This is a genomic window from Mesorhizobium sp. M0136 (assembly GCF_040322515.1).
Classification (GTDB): domain Bacteria; phylum Pseudomonadota; class Alphaproteobacteria; order Rhizobiales; family Rhizobiaceae; genus Mesorhizobium.
Genome location: NZ_JAMYTP010000001.1, coordinates 41215 through 58327 on the forward strand (window position 1 = coordinate 41215; position 17113 = coordinate 58327).

The 17113-nt window shown below is 62.6% G+C and carries 14 protein-coding genes and 1 pseudogene; 9 read left to right on the plus strand and 6 right to left on the minus strand.

Annotation, left to right across the window (positions count from 1 at the left end; genetic code table 11):
• Positions 1–252 precede the first annotated feature (252 nt).
• From NKJ35_RS00190 to NKJ35_RS00200, 3 genes and pseudogenes are all read right to left on the minus strand, one after another.
• Positions 253–1205, minus strand: a pseudogene (locus tag NKJ35_RS00190) (DMT family transporter).
• Positions 1206–1387: 182 nt separating this feature from the next.
• On the minus strand, positions 1388–2245 hold the full coding sequence (locus tag NKJ35_RS00195; RefSeq protein WP_352644204.1) for a DUF2167 domain-containing protein: 858 nt from the start codon (positions 2243–2245) through the stop codon (positions 1388–1390).
• A 240-nt stretch (positions 2246–2485) separates the two neighbouring features.
• Positions 2486–3937, minus strand: a complete 1452-nt coding sequence (locus NKJ35_RS00200; RefSeq protein WP_352644206.1) for a helix-turn-helix domain-containing protein — start codon at positions 3935–3937, stop codon at positions 2486–2488.
• A gap of 238 nt (positions 3938–4175) precedes the next feature.
• Between NKJ35_RS00200 and aceA the strand changes: the two genes are divergently transcribed.
• Both aceA and NKJ35_RS00210 read left to right on the plus strand, forming a co-directional pair.
• Positions 4176–5465, plus strand: a complete 1290-nt coding sequence (aceA, locus tag NKJ35_RS00205) for an isocitrate lyase (protein WP_352644208.1) — start codon at positions 4176–4178, stop codon at positions 5463–5465.
• A gap of 70 nt (positions 5466–5535) precedes the next feature.
• Positions 5536–5778 carry an SMc00767 family acetate metabolism repressor gene (locus NKJ35_RS00210; protein ID WP_023719402.1) on the plus strand — a complete coding sequence of 81 codons (243 nt, stop codon included), beginning with the start codon at positions 5536–5538 and terminating at the stop codon, positions 5776–5778.
• A gap of 65 nt (positions 5779–5843) precedes the next feature.
• Here NKJ35_RS00210 and NKJ35_RS00215 read toward each other — a convergent pair whose 3' ends face one another.
• Positions 5844–6305, minus strand: a complete 462-nt coding sequence (locus tag NKJ35_RS00215) for a RidA family protein (protein WP_254819286.1) — start codon at positions 6303–6305, stop codon at positions 5844–5846.
• A 430-nt stretch (positions 6306–6735) separates the two neighbouring features.
• Here NKJ35_RS00215 and NKJ35_RS00220 point away from each other — a divergent pair, with 430 nt between their 5' ends.
• The gene (locus tag NKJ35_RS00220) at positions 6736–7125 is read left to right on the plus strand and encodes an ANTAR domain-containing protein (RefSeq protein WP_352475853.1); all 390 of its coding nucleotides are present in this window, start codon (positions 6736–6738) and stop codon (positions 7123–7125) included.
• Between the two features lie 32 nt (positions 7126–7157).
• Here the strand turns inward: NKJ35_RS00220 and NKJ35_RS00225 are convergent, their stop codons facing one another.
• Positions 7158–7874: an HAD family hydrolase gene (locus NKJ35_RS00225; RefSeq protein WP_352644555.1), complete on the minus strand. Its 717-nt coding sequence runs from the start codon at positions 7872–7874 to the stop codon at positions 7158–7160.
• Between the two features lie 166 nt (positions 7875–8040).
• On the opposite strand from NKJ35_RS00225, the gene NKJ35_RS00230 reads away from it, so the two are divergent.
• The 3 genes from NKJ35_RS00230 to NKJ35_RS00240 all read left to right on the plus strand — a co-directional run bounded on the left by NKJ35_RS00230 (position 8041) and on the right by NKJ35_RS00240 (position 11961).
• A complete protein-coding gene (locus tag NKJ35_RS00230; protein WP_352475854.1) occupies positions 8041–9474 on the plus strand; it encodes a glutamine synthetase family protein in 1434 nt (477 codons plus the stop codon).
• 137 nt (positions 9475–9611) lie between these two features.
• Positions 9612–10898, plus strand: a complete 1287-nt coding sequence (locus NKJ35_RS00235; RefSeq protein ID WP_352644210.1) for an NAD(P)/FAD-dependent oxidoreductase — start codon at positions 9612–9614, stop codon at positions 10896–10898.
• A 259-nt stretch (positions 10899–11157) separates the two neighbouring features.
• The gene (locus tag NKJ35_RS00240) at positions 11158–11961 is read left to right on the plus strand and encodes an SH3 domain-containing protein (RefSeq protein WP_352644212.1); all 804 of its coding nucleotides are present in this window, start codon (positions 11158–11160) and stop codon (positions 11959–11961) included.
• A gap of 63 nt (positions 11962–12024) precedes the next feature.
• On the opposite strand, the gene NKJ35_RS00245 is transcribed toward NKJ35_RS00240, so the two are convergent.
• Positions 12025–12771, minus strand: a complete 747-nt coding sequence (locus NKJ35_RS00245) for an SDR family oxidoreductase (protein ID WP_352644214.1) — start codon at positions 12769–12771, stop codon at positions 12025–12027.
• A 272-nt stretch (positions 12772–13043) separates the two neighbouring features.
• Between NKJ35_RS00245 and zwf the strand changes: the two genes are divergently transcribed.
• The 3 genes from zwf to edd all read left to right on the plus strand — a co-directional run bounded on the left by zwf (position 13044) and on the right by edd (position 17104).
• Positions 13044–14513, plus strand: a complete 1470-nt coding sequence (zwf, locus tag NKJ35_RS00250) for a glucose-6-phosphate dehydrogenase (protein WP_254819279.1) — start codon at positions 13044–13046, stop codon at positions 14511–14513.
• A complete protein-coding gene (pgl, locus tag NKJ35_RS00255) occupies positions 14495–15208 on the plus strand; it encodes a 6-phosphogluconolactonase (protein ID WP_352644216.1) in 714 nt (237 codons plus the stop codon). Before zwf ends, pgl begins: the two co-directional genes overlap by 19 nt.
• Positions 15209–15280: 72 nt before the next feature.
• Positions 15281–17104, plus strand: coding sequence for a phosphogluconate dehydratase (gene edd / locus NKJ35_RS00260; protein ID WP_352644218.1), 1824 nt, complete (start codon positions 15281–15283; stop codon positions 17102–17104).
• The last annotated feature ends 9 nt before the right edge of the window (positions 17105–17113 follow it).

The following is a 17113-nucleotide window of genomic DNA, read 5'->3' on the forward strand; positions in this document are numbered from 1 at the left end:
CGCGAATTGCCGGCGCCATTATGGTTCGGCGACGAGGCGACAGCGAAGACTTGGCGTGGCGTTGCTGGTGTTCCGGCGCCGTCGGAAGCTTTCGCTACGGCGCGGGCAGGGAGACGACGATGTTGTCCGGCCTCGATGCGGCCGGCATGGAGACTTGGCAAGATACGCCTGTCTTGTTGTTGCCTGATCGCAGCCTGCCCGCGCGGCCGCGACATTGTCAATGGTTCATCTCGCTTTCACGCGTGCGCTGCATCAATTAGGCGACGGCACACCGGTGACGCCGCTCGCGCGGGCCGCGTCTGACGCTTGAATTCGAGCCCGATATGGACGAGCAGCGCGGTGACGACGACCGCACCGCCGAGGATGGTGCGCGCCGACGGCATCTCGGAATGGATGAGCCAGACCCAGATCGGGCCAAGGATCGGTTCGAACGTGCCGAGCAGCGCCGCGACGGCGGCCGGAACAAGCCGGGCGCCGGTGGCGAAGAAGGCGAGGCCGAGTCCCAGATTGATCACGCCAAAGGCAAAGAGAAAGCCCATGTCGTGGCTCGAGACGCCGAGGGCCGACGCTTGCGATGCCGCAAAGGCGGCCGCCAGCATCGTGCCGAGGCAAGTCGCCGGGGTCATGCGCACATGGGCAAAGCGGCGCGTGATGACGGTGGCGACCGAGAACATGACGGCGATGAGCAGCGCCAGCCCGTCACCGATCGGCGATACCGCGCCATCGAGCGATTCCGACACCATGATGGCGACGCCGGCAATGACGGCGGCAATCGCCAACCAGGTCGCCACCGCCACCCGTTCACGAAACAGCGCCCAGGCAAACAGCGCCGCCAGAAGCGGCACGCCGGCCTGCATCAACAGGATGTTGGCGACGGTGGTATAGGCAAGCGCGACGACGAAAGAGGTCGACGCCGTGGCGAAGCAGAACGCCACCGCAAGGCCGGCCAGGCCCATGCCACGAAACAGCTTCAGCGTGCCACGCCAGCCGTCGCGCCAGACCATGAAGCAGAGCAGGAAGGCAGCGGCCCAGACTGAGCGCCAGAACACCACCGTCCAGCTGTCAGTGTTGTCGATGAAGCGCGCAATTGTGCCGCCAAAACTCCACATCAGCGCCGACAGGAATACCAGCAGGAAACCGACGCGTTCCCCTTGCGGCGACACGATCGGCGAGGCGGCAACCGGAGATGATGCGGTATCGGTCATGGGTGCGACTGTCGGCGAATTCGGAGCAGCACGACGGGCAATGGACGACAGAGACGTGCCTCATTCGCGTAACGCAAAGCAGAAGGCCGGGCGTGATCCAGTTCAATGTTCCGTTTGGCGCACTGATGAGGGCGCCTCGCCCTCGCCCGGCGATGATCCGAGGCGACCTGTCGACGATCGCTTTAGGACGTGCCCCTGTTGCCGCGGATAAAGCGCCAGAGACCGGCCAGCGGAACCAGCAGGAGCAGGCCAAACTTTTTCAGCGCGATCAGCGCCACGACCAGAAAACCTGCTTTCGCCGCCAGCTTTCCGGCAATCAGGCCACCGACGCCAATCGCCGCAACCGTATCGACGCCCGGCACGAAATCGGCGTATGTCTTGCCGGTGTTGAAGTCCGCGAGGCCAAGCACTTCATCCAGGCTTTGCCTTATCTCCGGCAATTGTTCCACCGTCGCGATATAGCTCATCACGAAGACGCCCTCCCTGCCAAGGAAACGGACGTCGTAGTTGAGCGTATGGGCGGCATCGTTCCCAAATTGCAGCTCCTTGGCCCAGTGCAGGCGTTTGTGGGCCGCGTCATAAACCGGCGGCGACGCCCAGCCGATCAGCGTAATGGGCGCGTAGCCGTCCTTTACCCTCTGATCGTTGCCGGACAGAGTGTCTGACTGCATGTTGCGCAACAGTTCATTGTAATCGATGGACGCGGCGTCACTGTCGTCGACGTAACCAATCTTTTCCCAGCGCAGCTCTATCCCCCAATTGTTATCGGCAATGGGATCATGGGAGACTGGAAAGATCATGCCGAGGGCATCGGAACCAGAGTCGGGCGGATTGCCCCAGGCTTCGGTGAGGACGGAGAGCGTGTCCTTCTTGTCCAGAAAATAGAACTTGTCCTTGAGATCGAGATGGATGCCTTCGGCAAGATTTATCGCGCCGGTCTTCGGATCGATCTTGTCCAGGAACGCCTTGCCGGCATCATTATACTGTTGATAGGACTTGAAGAAATCCGAGGACTTTTCAGCCAATGCGGGATCGGCCACCGAAAACGCGAGCGCCAAGCCAAGCCAAAAAACTGTCCTGCCCATCATTGATCCCCCGACCGTTGCGCAGTTCTTTTTTTGATACCGTACTGTCAATGTTGAATCAATATTCGGCTGAATCAATATTTTGGCTGAACCAATATTTTGGCCGGCAGCTGCGAACCAGCTTACTGGTTGCCGCCGCAGGAACAGATGAGGTTCTTCGGTCGAAGATTCAGCCGCAATATTGCTGGAGCCGAATCACTGAAAATCGAATGCCGACAGCCCCGTCACCATCTCATCGAGGCCGAGCGGGCGTGTAACGGGTGGCTCGGCGCGGGCGAGGCAGCCGATGCGCTCGCACAGCCGGCAGGCAGGGCCGACCGGCGTCGCCGTCGCCGTGGCGCTCTGTCCGGTCTTGCCGATGGCGGCTGGCCTCGGCAACGCCGCTCCATAGACGACCTCGTCGCTAAAACCGATGTCGCAGCCGAGCAGCAGCGCGGTGCGGCGCGGCCGCTCGGCAAACGAGCCCTGCGGCCCCTCGAGCGTGCGGGCAATGCAGAGAAACGCTGCGCCGTCGGGCATTTCCACCGCCTCGACCAGGATCTGGCCGGGCTGGGCGAAGGCGGCATGGACCGGCAGCCTCGGACAGCCGCCGCCGAAGCGGCTTTGCGGAAAGCCGTGGCTGCCCGCCTTGCGGAACCGATTGCCGGCACTGTCGACCTCGAGCATGAAGAACGGCACACCTGACGCACCCGGCCGCTGCAGCGTGGCCAGCCGGTTCGCCGCCTGCTCGAAGGAAACGCCGAAGCGCGACCGCAACATGTCTATGTCGTAGCGGGTGCGGACCGCAGCGGCGTGAAAAGGCTGATAGGGCATCATCAGCGCGTGCGCGGCATAGCGGCCGAGCTCGAAACGCGCCAGCCGGCGGGCCTCGTCCGTGGTCAGCTTCAGCGCCTGGATCTCTGCGGCGACAGCGACGCTCATCCGGATCAGACAGGCCTCCATAGCCACCTCGCGCAGCTGATCGAATGGCGACAGGCGCTCGGACAGGAACAGGCGTTGCGAGTGACGGTCATAGCGACGGCGCCAGTTGGGCATGGTGGCGACCGGCAGTACCTTGACGACGATGCCGAATTCACGCCGCAGCCAAGCCTTTAACGCACTGAACAGATCGTCGCCGGGATCGAGCACCGACGTGAATGCCTCGGCTTCCTCTTCGAGCGCGGCGAAATGATTCGGCCGGCGTTCGAAACTCTCATGCACCTCGTCGATCGGCAGCCGGGCACCGGAGAGTGCGGTGGCCTTGCCCTCACGCGCGAGCAGCTCGTTGAGATCCGATAATCGCTTGGCCTGCTCGCGATAGGCGCGAAACAGTTTTATCACAGCGGCGGAAGCGTTGGGCGCCGCCTCGGCAAGCTCGATGAGTTCCTGGTCGCCCGGCAGTTCGCCGGCCAGCAACGGATCTGAAAACACTTCCTTCAAATCGGCCACGGATCCCCGCGCCTCGCCTTGCAGTTCGTGCGGGTCGACCTTGTAGACGGATGCCAGCCTCAGGATCAGTTGCACCGTCAGCGGCCGCTGGTTGCGCTCGATGAGATTGAGATAGGACGGCGAGATGCCGAGCCCTTCGGCCATCGCCGTCTGGGTTAGCCCCTTGGCGTTGCGGATGCGACGAATGCGCGGACCGGCGAAGATTTTATGGTCGGCCAATCGACTGCCCTTGACAGAAATTTACATCCGCCGATGGCATGGCGGCCTTTACAATCATGACAGATTTACAGCTCCCATTAGTCAAACACAACACAGGTTTTCCCTTATTTTCTGGCTAATCTGGAGGTTTACCTCGCTTGCGCCGTACCGGCGTGTAAATGATGTCACACATGGCGCACACATTTTTCCCTCTGCGACGCCATCCGAAAACCGGCATCAAACCCGCCTGGAGTGACCAATGACCGACTTTTACAACCTTGTCCCGTCGGCGCCGCAAGGCCGCTTTGATGGCATCGAACGGCCCTATTCGCCGGAGGCGGTGAAGCGGCTGCGCGGCTCGGTGCAGATCCGGCAGAGCCTCGCCGAAATGGGAGCAAACCGGCTGTGGCAGCTCATCCATGAAGAGGATTTCGTCAACGCGCTGGGTGCCATGTCGGGCAACCAGGCGATGCAGCAGGTGCGGGCCGGGCTGAAGGCGATCTATCTGTCGGGATGGCAGGTCGCCGCAGATGCCAACACCGCTTCCGCCATGTATCCGGACCAGTCGCTCTATCCCGCCAATGCGGCGCCCGAACTGGTCAAGCGCATCAACCGCACCCTGCAGCGCGCCGACCAGATCGAGACTTCGGAAGGTAAGGGGCTGTCGGTCGACACCTGGTTCGCGCCGATCGTCGCCGATGCGGAAGCCGGCTTCGGCGGGCCGCTCAACGCCTTCGAGATCATGAAGGCATTCATCGAGGCGGGTGCGGCCGGCGTCCATTACGAGGACCAGCTGGCTTCGGAGAAGAAATGCGGCCATCTCGGCGGCAAGGTGCTGATCCCAACCGCCGCACACATCCGCAATCTCAACGCGGCGCGCCTTGCCGCCGACGTCATGGGCACGCCGACACTGGTCGTGGCCCGCACCGACGCGGAAGCGGCAAAGCTCCTGACCTCCGACATCGACGAACGCGACCGGCCCTTCGTCGATTATGGCGCCGGCCGTACGGCGGAGGGCTTCTACCATGTCAGCAACGGCATCGAGCCCTGCATCGCCCGTGCCGCCGCCTATGCGCCCTATGCGGACCTGATCTGGTGCGAGACCTCCAGGCCCGATCTGGGGCAGGCCAGGACGTTTGCCGAGGGCGTGCGCAAGCATCATCCAGGCAAGCTGCTTGCCTATAATTGCTCGCCGTCTTTCAACTGGAAGAAGAATCTCGATGACGCGACGATTGCGAAGTTCCAGAAGGAACTCGGCGCCATGGGTTACAAGTTCCAGTTCATTACGCTGGCCGGTTTCCACCAGCTCAATTTCGGCATGTTCGAGCTCGCCCGCGGCTACAAGGAGCGGCAGATGGCAGCCTATTCGGAACTGCAGGAGGCGGAATTCGCCGCGGAAGCCTATGGCTACACCTCCACCAAGCACCAGCGCGAGGTCGGCACCGGCTATTTCGACGCCGTCTCGATGGCGATCACCGGTGGCCAGTCTTCGACCACGGCCATGCATGGATCGACCGAGCACGCCCAATTCAGGCCGGCGGCGGAATAGCAGACAAACAGAGGGAACGCCCAAACGGGCATGGCAACACAACAGGCATGGCAACACAGGGAAAAGACCAATGGCATCGATAAGCCGCGTCAAGGAACGGGCCGAAGAGCAGGCCACCAGCATGAATGTCGACCAGCAGGCGACCATCCGAATGCTGGCGAACGATCTGCACAGGCTCAATCAGTCGGTAATGAAGGCGGTCGAGGCCGGCGTCTCGGTCGAACTGGTGCGCTCGGCACGGCACCATGGCGGCGACGGCAACTGGGGCGACCTGCTGATCCCGGTCATCGTCACGCAACGGAGCCACGACTGATGAATTCTACCGCACCGCGCCTTTTGTGAGCGCATGTTATCGCACCCCGCACCCCGCGGCTCTGCCTAGTCCGGCAGAGCCGCTAGTGCAACGATTTCAATGACAAGATCAGGCTGCGCAAGTGCTGCAACGCCGATAACTTCCGAGGGCGGCGGGTTGTTGTAGCTGCAGTGCTTCGGGCAGTGCTCGGCAAAGAATTCGTCCAGGACGTCCAGGCGAAAATTGGGAGAGCTCAGAACGCCGCCATCGGGAAATGGCCCCTTAACAAAGAAGGTCAGCCTGATGAGATGGTCGAGCGCAGTGCCAAGCTCTTCCAGGTCTGATTTGATGTTGGTGAGAATTTCGCGCCACTGCGCGGCCGCACCGCCGACGGCGCCGCCGCCGCTTTTGCCGATCGGATCGTAGTCCTCGACGGTCGCGGTGTTTCCGGAAAGGTAGACAAACCCCTTTGCGCCGGTAACGACCGTACCCTTTCCCCACGGCATCAACCGGCCATTTTTGAATTTCTTGTGAGTCACGAGTTCCATTGTCATCTCCCGTCGATCAAAGAGACGTGCTTAGCCAACGAGGAAGGGTAGTCCGCCGAGACGATACGACAAGCTCGCGACAGACCTGCCTCGCCTTCATCCCAACCTTTCGTCAACCCGGCTACGGCTGCGAGTTGGTGCGTTCGCGCTGCAAAGCTAAAGTTCACTGGAGCCTGCCCGGTTGTGGTGCAACTTCTCCTTCGGGCGGCGACAAAGAAAGCACTTAATTTTAATTTTAATGTTTCTTGCGATATTCTCCTGATATGCCATTTGAGCTTGACATGAGCAGTGATCTCACGCCAATTACCGCTCGAGTTTCAACCCTGCATTGAAATGTTGAACAACGGCCTGCCCCGCCATGTGCCCAGCGAATCGCGATATCGAGCCTGCAAAACAGCCGCCTTTCGTTAGCCGGGACATGGAGACGCGGATGCTGCCGGATTTCTCGCGGGTGCTGGTGGTCGGAAAATCACCGATCAACCGCGTCGTGGTTTCAAAAATCGTGGAGCGGTCCGGCCTCAAACCGATCTCGGAAACTCCCGAAACCGCGGCAAAGGCCTTGCACGCGCTGATACCCGGGACTGTCGTTCTCGACGGCGGCGCGCAGAACGGGGACTGCGACGCCTTGCTGTCGGGTATCGATGCACTGCGAAGGGCGTCAGGCAGATCGCTTCCGTCGGTGATCCTGCTTTCGGTCAAGACCGGCACTCCGGAGAGCCTGGGCCTGTCGAGCGTCGTCGATGCGGTGGTCGTCAAGCCGATCACCACCGAACGGCTGCAGCCGGTGATTGACCGGCTGGTCGGGGTCGGCCGCAACTGACCTCTACGGCGACGCGCCGACCGCAGACCTGATCAATCAATCTCGCCGATACGCTCGATCAGGCCTGGCAGTTCTCCGAGATTGGCTATCTGGCGAAAGCGCGGTGCTGAGACCGGCGGCTCGACATGCTCCAGCACCCAGGTCAGTTCATGCGGCACGTGGATGCCCCAACTGCCGGCTTCGATGGCCGGCACGACGTCCGATTTGAGCGAGTTGCCGACCATCATGCCCTTTTCCGGGCCATCGCCGTGGCGGCTGAAGATGCGGCTATAGGTGGCAGCGCTCTTGTCGCTGACGATTTCGACCGCATGGAACAGCGCTCCCAGTCCGGATTGCGCCAGCTTGCGTTCCTGGTCGAACAGGTCGCCCTTGGTGATCAGCACCAGGCGGTAGGCGCCGGCCAGCTTTTCCACGGTCTCGCGCGCATACGGAAGCGGCTCGATCGGATGGCTGAGCATCTCGCGGCCCGCGTCGAGAATTTCGGCGATCGTTGAGGCCGGCACATGGCCCTCGGTGACCTCGATAGCCGTCTCGATCATCGACAGCGTAAATCCCTTGATGCCGAAGCCGTAGACCGCGAGGTTGCGCTTCTCGGCCTCCAACAACCTTGCTGAAATCCGGTCCTCCTCGGCGTGATCGGCGAGCAGTGCGGCAAAGCGCTTCTCGGTCATGCGGAAGAACTGTTCATTCTGCCACAGCGTGTCATCGGCGTCGAAGCCGATCGTCGTCAGTTTGCGGCTGTGTTGCATGTGGCCCATTAATTGCAGCGTTGCGGAGGCCGACCCTAGACCAGGAAGCTTTCATCCGGAAGTCGTTGTGTTTCCCCGATTATCGAGGCGCACGCCAGCGGGCTCCCCTTCCCTTCCGTCGTCGGCAACGGCTATACTCCACAATCTGCAACAAATCTGGTGATTGATGCCGCCTGCAAAAAAGGAAGTCCGTCCGTCGAGCCGCGGAGGACGTGCCCGCACGCCTGCCTTCGTGAAAAACCAACGTGGCGTCAAGAACTGGAAGGAAGTCAGCGCCTGGCTGGAATGGCGCGGCATCGAAGACATCGAATGCATCACGCCCGACCAGGCCGGGGTTGCGCGCGGCAAGATGATGCCATCGAAGAAATTCACCTCCAATACCTCGCTGGCACTGCCTTCGGCGGTGTTCATGACGACGATTTCCGGCGGCTATCCGGAGGACGGCAATGGCTTCCACTATCCGGAAGACGATGGCGACCTCAAGCTGATGCCTGACCTCTCGACGCTGACCGTGGTGCCGTGGGAGGAGGACCCGACGGCGGCGGTTATCTGCGACCTCGTCCACCAGGACGGCCGCTCGGTCGAGTTCACGCCGCGCAACGTGCTGAAGCGCGTGCTCGCCGCTTATGACAGACGCGGGCTGAGACCGGTCGTGGCGCCCGAGATCGAGTTCTACCTGGTGCGCAAGAACCCCGATCCGGACTACCCGCTCACCCCGCCGGTCGGGCGCTCCGGGCGGCCGATCGGCGGCGGCGCTGGCTATTCGATCGCCGGGGTCAACGAATTCGACGAACTGATCGACGACATCTATCATTTCTCCGAAAGCCAAGGGCTGGAGATCGACACGCTGATCCACGAGGAGGGCGCCGGCCAGCTCGAAATCAATCTGCGTCACGGCGATCCGATCGAGCTCGCCGACCAGGTGTTCATGTTCAAGCGCACAATCCGCGAGGCGGCGCTGAAGCACGAAATCTACGCCACCTTCATGGCCAAGCCGATCCAGGGCCAGCCCGGTTCCGCCATGCATATCCATCAGTCGATCATCGACAAGAAGACCGGCAAGAACGTCTTTTCGGCGGAGGACGGCTCGGAGACCGACGCCTTCTTCCACTTCATCGGCGGCATGCAGAAACATGTGCCGAACGCGCTGGTGATGTTTGCGCCCTACGTCAATTCCTACCGGCGGCTGACGCAGTCGGCCTCGGCGCCGGTCAACAACAAATGGGGCTACGATAACCGGACCACGGCCTTCCGCGTGCCCCGCTCCGACCCGGCGGCGCGGCGCGTCGAAAACCGCATTCCCTCCTCTGACGCCAACCCCTATCTGGCGCTGGCGGCATCGCTCGCCTGCGGGCTGATCGGCATGACCAACAAGATCCAGGCCGAGCCGCCGGTTCTGACGACCGCCAACGAGGACCAGATCGACCTGCCGCGCAGCCTGCTCGAAGCCGTCGACCTGTTCGAGGCCGACGAGGAACTCTGCGCCCTGCTCGGCAAATCCTTCGCAGCGACCTATGCGGCGATCAAGCGAGCGGAATTCGAGACCTTCATGGAAGTGATCAGCCCGTGGGAGAGGGAGTATTTGCTGCTGAATGTGTGAGTAGTGAGTAGTCATTAGTGAGTAGTGAACGGGGCTGGATCGCACCAAGACCGTTACTGTCCGTTCCTATTCACCAACTACTACTCACTACTCACTATTTCTCTCCGCCTCTGCAAAAATCTCCAAGCCTTTGCATCATGCCCTACCAATCCCCAATCTCCCCCGGCCGCTCCTGGTACGAAGACACCGCCGGGCCAAGGCCCGAATATCCGACGCTCGACGGCGACCGGACATGCGATGTGGTGATCGTCGGCGGCGGCTTTACCGGCCTGTCGGCGGCGGCTCACCTCGCCAAGACAGGCGCGGATGTCGTGCTTATCGAAACGCATCGTTTCGGTGATGGCGCATCGGGCCGCAATGGTGGCCAGCTCGGCACCGGACAGCGGGCCTGGGCAGAGGAGTTGGAAGCGGAATACGGCTTTTCCCGCGCCAAGGCGCTGTTCGAACTGGCCGAAGAGGCCAAGGCGCATCTGCTCGACTTCGCCGCGGTGAACCAGATCGAGATCGACTATATGCCCGGCCAAATGTCGGTGGCGCACAAGAAGCGCTATGTCGACGACTACAAGGCTCATGCCGAGATCATGGCAAACCGGTTCGGTTATCCGCACATCTCATTCATGGATGCCGCGGAGACTGCCGAGCGGCTCGGCTCGACGCATTATTTCGGCGGCACCCGCGATACCGGCACCGGCCACATCCATCCACTGAAGCTGGTGATCGGCACCGCGAAAGTCGCGACACAGGCCGGCGCAAAGCTTTTCGAGCAGACGCCGTCGACCGGCATCACCTCCGGCGGCGGCAAGGTCAATGTTGTGACGCCGAAGGGCACGATCACCGCCGCTAAATGCCTGATCGGAGTCAACGCCTATGGCGGCACGCTCGAACCCGTGAGTGCCGCGCATATCATGCCGATCGGCTCCTTCATCGGTGCAACGGTGCCGCTGGGAGCCGATTCCAAAGTGTTGCCGGGTGGCGAGGCGGTCGACGATTCGCGCTTCGTCGTGCGCTATTTCCGCAAATCGAAGGATGGGCGGCTGCTGTTTGGCGGGCGCGAGATTTACGCGGTCAACGATCCCAAGGACATCCACATCCACATCCGCCGGCAGATCGCCGAGATCTATCCCTCATTGAAGGACGTCGAGATCACCCATGGCTGGGGCGGCTATGTCGGCATCACCGTGCCGAGAAAGCCGTTCGTGCGCGAAGTGATGCCCAATGTGATCTCGATCGGCGGTTATTCCGGCCATGGCGTCATGCTGTCGAACTTTTTCGGCAAGCTTTATGCGGAGACGGTCGCCGGCAACCGCGACCGGCTGAAGCTGATCGAGGACCTGAAAATTCCTCCCTTCCCTGGCGGCCGGCGTTTGCGCGCGCCATTGCTCTTTCTTGCGCTCAACTGGTACGCGTTGCGGGACAGGATTTAACCAGACGTTGCAGAATCCTTAACCTGGGCGCAGAATTCCCGCCAAGGGCGCAGTGATGCCACAATCGCGGGCGAAAGATGATGCTCGTGGGCAGCTGAACGGGGAATTTTGCGGGCTTGCCCGCTTTTGGTTTGGGACCGATGCCGATCGAAATGCCGGCTCTCCGGCATGGGGTCGTAAGAACATCGGCCCGCAAATGGAGGTGGCAAGAGTGAGAGAGCCCTTCAGTTTCGGCGCGCCGGAACGACGGCGCCTTGCGATGCAATTCGGTTACGATATGCGGCCGACGTTCTGGCATGGGGTCCGGTCGAACGCGCATCTGGTAATCGCCGCGATTGGCACGGCCGCACTGCTCGGCGTTGCCGCGGTGGCACTGTGGCTGGCATTGCCGGCAAATGAGCGACAAGCGGCCGCAAGCCCTGAGCAGATCGTTCCGACCATCCCGGTCAAGACGACGAAGATCATGCCTGCCAAGGTCGCTGCGGCGCCGCGGACGACGGGCAAGGCAGATGCGGTTTCCCCGGCGGTTGCCGCTGCGGAAGCCGAGATACCAGCGCTGGCTCCCAACGATCCGCGCTGGACGGGGCCAAAGACGGCATCGGCCGCCGCCACGGCAGCATCCGACCAACTGGCAAGCCAGACCGAGCAGGCGGCCGATAAATCGTCCGCCGCCGTGGCGTTTGCTGACCCGGCAGCGAAGCAAGACGCTGCGGCACTGTTTGCCAAAGTGGCGGCTCCCGGCAGCTCGACGAAAAACACAGGGCCTGACGGTGCTCAGACCGCCGCCATCCCGACACCCAAGCCGCAACTGCCGGCGGCGCAGTCCGCGAGTGACGACGGCGACGGCGCCAAGGCAAAATCCGGAAAAGCCAATACTGCGGGTACCGGACGCATCCTGAGATCCGTCACCATGCGGATCGGCCCGAAGAAGAATGCTGCCGCCATTCTCACCGTGCCTGCCAAGACCTCGGTGCAGGTGATGAGCTGCAAGCAATGGTGCCAGATCGTCTACAACGGCAAGCGCGGCTGGGTGTACAAGAGCTACGTCAAAACCGGGGCGTAAGGCCGGCACAGCGATCGCGGGTGGCTCGCCATCAGCCAGTCCTGCGCCTGAGGACCCGGCCGTTCAAATACAACGTCCGCCGTCGACTTCCAGCGCCACGCCAGTGATGAAAGCCGCTTCGTCCGAAGCAAGCCAAAGCGCGGCATTGGCAATGTCGAGCGGCGTCGAAAGCCGGCCGAGCGGGACCGATGCGCGGAACTTCTCGCGGATCTCGGGTGTGTCGGCGCCCATGAATTTCGCGAGCATGCCGGTCTCGCCGGCAACTGGGCAGAGGCAGTTGACGCGGATGTTCTTCGGCGCGAGTTCCACCGCCATCGATTTGGTCGCGGTGATCGCCCAGCCCTTCGATGCGTTGTACCAGGTGAGGCCAGGCCGCGGCCTGATACCGGCCGTGGAGGCCGTCGTCAGGATGACGCCACCGCCTTGCCGTTCCATGACCGGCACCACGGCAAGCGCTGCGTGGTAGATCGCCTTCATGTTGACAGCTGTGATCAGGTCGAAGGTCGCTTCGTCGACTTCCAGCATTTCACCGTTGCGATGGGTGTAACCGGCATTGTTGACTATGATGTCGATGCGGTCGAAGGCGCTCATTGCGGCATGGACCATGTCGTCGAATTCGGACCGCAGCGAGACGTCGGTCTGGGTCCAGATCGCCTTTTCGCCGATCTCGCCGGCAACGCGCTCCGCGCCCTTGGCGTTCAGATCGGCGACGACTACCCGCGCGCCCTCCTCGGCAAAGCGCCTGGCCATGCCCTCGCCAAAGCCCGAGGCAGCGCCGGTGATGATGGCGACTTTGTTTTGCAGGCGCATGCTTTTCTCACTCATCGTTGAAGGCGATCGACGACGCCTTTGGCCAAGCCATCGAAAGATGTGTGTCCATCGCCGATTTCTCCTTTGGCTTTCGCTGCCATCCGGCACTATGCTGCACCTGCGAAGGTTCCGGAAGCATCGCTTGCCGACAAGCCTCCGGCTAGCGCCCGTGTCAAGAGCACACGCGGATGTGACGCAATGGCACTGGCAAGTTTAAATCGATTAGATTATATCAGCCGCGTTATCGCGACCGGCGTCACAGCGGACAGACCATGACCAGCCAGATCATTCCCGTCGACCCCTTCGACTTCATCATTTTCGGCGGCACCGGCGACCTGTCGGAACGTAAGCTTCTGCCGTCGCTGTACCACCGGCAGCGCGACCACCAGTTTTCCGAGCCGACGCGCATCATCGGCACATCACGTTCGAAGATGACCGACGAGGAATTCCAGTCGTTCGCCAGGCAGGCGATTGCCGATCATGTGAAACCGGAGGATATCGACGCCACGGAACTGAAGACGTTCCTCGCGCGGCTCTCCTATGTCCCGGCAGATGCAACCACAGGTGCCGGCTTCGACAGGCTGAAGAAGGCGATCGGCGACAGCGAACACATCCGCGCTTTCTATCTGGCGGTGGCGCCGGCGCTGTTCGGCGACATCTCGCACAAGCTGAAGGAGCACGGGCTGATCACGCCGAATTCGCGCATCGTGCTGGAAAAGCCGATCGGCCGCGATCTCGCTTCGGCGCGCGCGCTCAACGACCTGGTCGGCGACGACTTCCATGAAAGCCAGATTTTCCGCATCGACCACTATCTCGGCAAGGAGACGGTTCAGAATTTGATGGCGCTGCGCTTTGCCAACGCGCTCTACGAGCCGCTTTGGAATTCCGCCAATGTCGATCATGTGCAGATCACCGTGGCCGAGACGGTCGGCCTAGAAGACCGCGTCACCTATTACGACAAGGCCGGCGCATTGCGCGACATGGTGCAGAACCACATGCTGCAGCTGCTCTGCCTGGTCGCGATGGAGGCGCCGTCGTCGATGGACGCCGATGCTGTCCGTGACGAAAAGCTGAAGGTGCTGCGGGCGCTGAAGCGCATCAACGGCAACGAAGCGCCGAAGCACACGGTGCGCGGGCAATACCGTGCCGGCGCCTCGGCCGGCGGGCCGGTGAAAGGCTATGTCGAGGAGCTCGGCAAGAACAGCAACACCGAGACTTTCGTTGCGCTCAAGGCCGAGATCGGCAACTGGCGCTGGGCGGGCGTGCCGTTCTACCTCCGAACCGGCAAGCGGCTGGCGACCCGCGTTTCGGAGATCGTCATCGAATTCAAGCCGATCCCGCACTCGATCTTCGGCGAGAGCGCCGGGCCGATCTCCGCCAACCAGCTGGTCATCAGGCTGCAGCCCGACGAAGGCGTCAAGCAGTTCATCATGATCAAGGATCCGGGGCCGGGCGGCATGCGGCTGCGCCAGATCCCGCTCGATATGAGTTTTGCGCAATCCTTCGACGGCCGCGCCCCCGATGCCTATGAGCGGCTGATCATGGACGTCATCCGTGGCAACCAGACGCTGTTCATGCGCCGCGACGAGGTCGAGGCGGCGTGGAAATGGATCGACCCGATCCAGGATGCCTGGGAAAGCGGCAGGCAAGAGGCGCAAGGCTACACCGCCGGCACATGGGGCCCCTCGGCCTCGATTGCGCTGATCGAACGCGACGGGCGGACATGGCACGAGAGCAATTAGGCGCCGCCTACAACTGGCACGAATTTGCCGGACGCCAGGAGCTGGCGACAGCGCTTGCCGGCCACGTCGCCGGCCGTCTGTCAAAGGCGATCGCCGAGCGCGGCACGGCACTGCTCGCGGTCTCGGGCGGCACGACGCCGGCGAAATTCTTCGCGGCGCTTTCGACCGTTCCGATCGCCTGGGAAAAGGTGACGATAACATTGGTCGACGAGCGCTTCGTGCCGCCCTCATCGCCGCGCTCCAATGCCGGCCTGGTTGCCGCCAACCTGCTGCAGAACGCGGCCGCGGCCGCAAATTTCGTGCCGCTCTACCGCGCCGCGGCAAGTATCGAGGGTGCAGCGGTCTCCGACAGTGAGGCGCTGCAAGTGCTGCCCTGGCCACTCGACGCCGTTGTGCTCGGCATGGGAACTGATGGCCACACCGCCTCGTTCTTTCCGGATGCCGACAACCTGGCAAGATTGCTCGATCCCTCGTCGCAAAGGATCGTGCTTCCGGTTCACGCGGCAAGCGCCGGCGAGCCACGGCTGACGCTGTCACTGGCGCGGATCATCGATGCCGCCTTCATCGCGCTGCATATCGAGGGCGCGGAAAAACGCACCGCATTCGAGGCCGCGCTTGGAACTGGAACACGAAAGCCCATTCGCGCCATGCTCGATGCCACTCAAAAGCCCGTAGAGGTTTTCTGGGCACCCTGATCTCAACTTGGCTGCAGGTCCCGGCAACAGCCGGAAGGTGTTGCGGGACCTCGCCTGAAAGGACCGACCGCCATGACCGCAAGACGCGACATCGAAGCCATCACCCAGCGCATCCGTGAGCGCTCCAAGCCCGGTCGCGAGGCCTATCTCGGCCGCATCGCCGAAGCCTCGAACCGCACCGCCAACCGGGCCGTGCTGTCCTGCGGCAACCTGGCCCACGGCTTTGCTGTCTGCAGTCCCTCCGAAAAGGTAGCGCTTGGCGGCGACCGGGTGCCGAACCTCGGTATCATCACCTCCTATAACGACATGCTGTCGGCGCATCAGCCTTTCGAGACATTTCCGGCGCTGATCAAGGACGCGGCGCGCGAGGCCGGCGGCATCGCCCAGGTGGCCGGCGGCGTGCCGGCGATGTGCGACGGCGTCACCCAGGGCCAGCCCGGAATGGAGCTGTCGCTGTTCTCGCGCGACGTGATCGCCATGGCCGCGGCAATCGGCCTGTCGCATAACATGTTCGATGCCGCCGTCTATCTCGGCGTCTGCGACAAGATTGTGCCGGGGCTGGTGATCGCGGCGCTGACCTTCGGCCATCTGCCGGCGGTCTTCATCCCGGCCGGGCCGATGACGACCGGCATTCCGAACGACGAAAAAGCCAAGATCCGCCAGCTCTATGCCGAGGGCAAGGCGGGGCGGGCCGAACTGCTCGAAGCGGAATCAAAATCCTATCACGGGCCGGGAACCTGCACTTTCTACGGTACCGCCAATTCCAACCAGATGCTGATGGAGATCATGGGCCTGCACACGCCTGGCGCTTCCTTCGTCAATCCCGGCACGCCGTTGCGCGACGCGCTGACCAGGGAAGCGACGAAGCGGGCGCTGGCGATCACCGCGCTCGGCAACGCCTACACGCCAGTCGGGCGGATGATCGACGAGCGCTCGATCGTCAATGGCATCGTCGGCCTGCACGCCACCGGCGGTTCGACCAACCACACCATCCACCTGATCGCCATGGCAGCGGCGGCCGGCATCGCCATTACCTGGCAGGACATCTCCGATATCTCGGAAGCGGTGCCGCTGCTGGCGCGGGTCTATCCGAACGGCCTTGCCGATGTGAACCATTTCCACGCCGCCGGCGGGCTCGGCTTCCTGATCCGCGAACTGCTCGACGCAGGCGTCTTGCATGAGGATGTGCAGACTGTGTGGGGCGAAGGGCTGCGCCCCTACGCGGTCGAGGCCAAGCTCGGTGCGGACGGCGGCGTCGTACGCGAGGCCTCCCCGCGCCAAAGCGGCGACGAGAAGGTGCTGGCACCGTTCAAGAAGGCGTTCCAGCCGAGCGGCGGGCTGAAAGTGCTTTCAGGCAATCTCGGCCACGCCGTCATCAAGACGTCGGCGGTCAAGCCGGAGCGGCGCATCATCGAGGCGCCGGCCAAGGTGTTCGACAGCCAGCAAGGGCTGAACGAGGCGTTCAAGGCGGGGTCGCTGACCGGCGACTTCATCGCCGTCATTCGGTTTCAGGGTCCGAAGGCCAACGGCATGCCAGAATTGCACAGGCTGACCACCGTGCTCGGCATCCTGCAGGACCGCGGCCAGCATGTGGCGCTGGTCACTGACGGGCGCATGTCGGGCGCTTCAGGCAAGGTGCCGGCGGCGATCCACGTGACTCCGGAAGCGGCGGAGGACGGGCCGATCGCCAGGATCCATGACGGCGATATCATCAGGCTCGACGCCGAGGCTGGGACTCTCGAAGTGCTGGTGCCGGCCGGCGACTTTGCCCTGCGCCGGCCCGCCGACAGCGACCTCATAGGCAATGAATTCGGCTTCGGCCGCGAGCTTTTCGCCGGGTTCCGGCAGTTGGTGGGCCGCGCCGACCATGGCGCCAGCGCCTTCGGTACAGCGTGACCTTTTTTC

Bases quoted from the DNA above. Each gene is read 5' to 3' on its own strand.
- pgl (WP_352644216.1), top strand. From the start codon at position 14,495: ATGGCACGAGAGCAATTAGGCGCCGCCTACAACTGGCACGAATTTGCC.
- NKJ35_RS00240 (WP_352644212.1), top strand. From the start codon at position 11,158: ATGCAATTCGGTTACGATATGCGGCCGACGTTCTGGCATGGGGTCCGG.
- NKJ35_RS00235 (WP_352644210.1), top strand. From the start codon at position 9,612: ATGCCCTACCAATCCCCAATCTCCCCCGGCCGCTCCTGGTACGAAGAC.
- NKJ35_RS00220 (WP_352475853.1), top strand. From the start codon at position 6,736: ATGCTGCCGGATTTCTCGCGGGTGCTGGTGGTCGGAAAATCACCGATC.
- edd (WP_352644218.1), top strand. From the start codon at position 15,281: ATGACCGCAAGACGCGACATCGAAGCCATCACCCAGCGCATCCGTGAG.
- NKJ35_RS00210 (WP_023719402.1), top strand. From the start codon at position 5,536: ATGGCATCGATAAGCCGCGTCAAGGAACGGGCCGAAGAGCAGGCCACC.
- NKJ35_RS00215 (WP_254819286.1), bottom strand. From the start codon at position 6,305: ATGGAACTCGTGACTCACAAGAAATTCAAAAATGGCCGGTTGATGCCG.
- zwf (WP_254819279.1), top strand. From the start codon at position 13,044: ATGACCAGCCAGATCATTCCCGTCGACCCCTTCGACTTCATCATTTTC.
- NKJ35_RS00245 (WP_352644214.1), bottom strand. From the start codon at position 12,771: ATGCGCCTGCAAAACAAAGTCGCCATCATCACCGGCGCTGCCTCGGGC.
- NKJ35_RS00230 (WP_352475854.1), top strand. From the start codon at position 8,041: ATGCCGCCTGCAAAAAAGGAAGTCCGTCCGTCGAGCCGCGGAGGACGT.
- NKJ35_RS00225 (WP_352644555.1), bottom strand. From the start codon at position 7,874: ATGCAACACAGCCGCAAACTGACGACGATCGGCTTCGACGCCGATGAC.
- aceA (WP_352644208.1), top strand. From the start codon at position 4,176: ATGACCGACTTTTACAACCTTGTCCCGTCGGCGCCGCAAGGCCGCTTT.